At 60.2% G+C, this 1028-nt stretch carries 2 protein-coding genes; one reads left to right on the forward strand and one right to left on the reverse strand.

Annotation, left to right across the window (positions count from 1 at the left end):
* Positions 1 to 375: 375 nt before the first annotated feature.
* A complete protein-coding gene (locus tag EOA22_RS34970) occupies positions 376 to 630 on the forward strand; it encodes a hypothetical protein (protein ID WP_063170626.1) in 255 nt (84 codons plus the stop codon).
* Between the two features lie 14 nt (positions 631 to 644).
* Here EOA22_RS34970 and EOA22_RS34975 read toward each other — a convergent pair whose 3' ends face one another.
* Complete coding sequence (locus tag EOA22_RS34975; RefSeq protein WP_063173944.1) at positions 645 to 968, reverse strand: hypothetical protein; 324 nt, start codon at positions 966 to 968, stop codon at positions 645 to 647.
* Positions 969 to 1028: the final 60 nt, after the last annotated feature.

Below are 1028 nucleotides of genomic sequence, written 5' to 3' on the forward strand. Positions count from 1 at the left end.
GGCCAAGCACGACGAGTTCGCAATTAGGGCGGTTACATCCTGAGAATCGACCGCCACTGTGCCAACCTGGGATTCAAAGGATAGTTCCTACTTTTCGAAGATCGTACTGCGCGAACTAGTCCATGAGGTCTAATTGTTGCGCTGTCGTTTTGCGAGTAGTGTAAAAGTTTGGGCACTAGGCCCACCCTCGTGCCCAGATTGGTCGGCACGGTTCTGTCACCGTCGCTTGGTATCCGACCGTGTCGACCACCATGTGACGTGCCAACCCCGCCCGCCAGGCCGGCGTCCATCTCCGAAGCACCCCGCCAAAGGGCGCCGGCCACTTTGAGATATCGTTGATCGCCGCTCCCGTTCCTGCTATGTTCACGCCATGGGATGGACGTTTGGTTCATTGATCGAAAGCGGCATGACGGCGCATTGCGCCCGCTGCAATCATTCCGCACGCTCGACCTGGAGGCGCAGCGCGAGCGGTACGGCGCTGATGCGCCAGCGATGGCCGCTGATCTCGCGCCTAGATGCGCTGCTCGAATTGCGAACAGCAAGCGTCGGTTTCAGCTATTGCCCGACCCGACGAAGCATTCCGGCATGGGGCAGGCGAATGCTTATGCCAAGGCCAACGAAGGGCGGTAGGCCAATCCGGCTTGTCAGTAACGGCAAACCCGAACGCGTTCCAGCACCCGGTGGTGATGGTGCCAGTGCTTGACCCACTTCACGCGGCAATGGTGACGATGCCGGAAATAGTAGCGATGCGGGTAGCGGACCACGTAGCCAGGATAGCGGGGGCCGTAGTAGCGGCCGCCATAGTCGTAAAACGGACCTCCGCCGTAGAAGGGGCCACCGCCGAACGGACCAAAGCCGCCGAACGGACCAAAAAAGCCGATGCCAGAACCGAAGTGTGCATCCGCAGGCGCGACCGTGGCTGCGGCGCAGGCGATGGCGATCACGGAAGCAAGGAACAGTTTTCTCATAGCAACCTCCCTGAGGTCCCTTCAGCCGAGAAACTTCCGCAGGAGCCGTATGTTCCCGAT

The sequence above is a fragment of the Mesorhizobium sp. M7A.F.Ca.US.014.04.1.1 genome, from assembly GCF_003998745.1.
In the GTDB taxonomy this organism is placed as follows: domain Bacteria; phylum Pseudomonadota; class Alphaproteobacteria; order Rhizobiales; family Rhizobiaceae; genus Mesorhizobium; species Mesorhizobium ciceri.

Excerpts from the sequence above, each read along its gene's own strand:
- EOA22_RS34975 (WP_063173944.1), bottom strand. The coding sequence starts at position 968 with ATGAGAAAACTGTTCCTTGCTTCCGTGATCGCCATCGCCTGCGCCGCA.
- EOA22_RS34970 (WP_063170626.1), top strand. The coding sequence starts at position 376 with ATGGACGTTTGGTTCATTGATCGAAAGCGGCATGACGGCGCATTGCGC.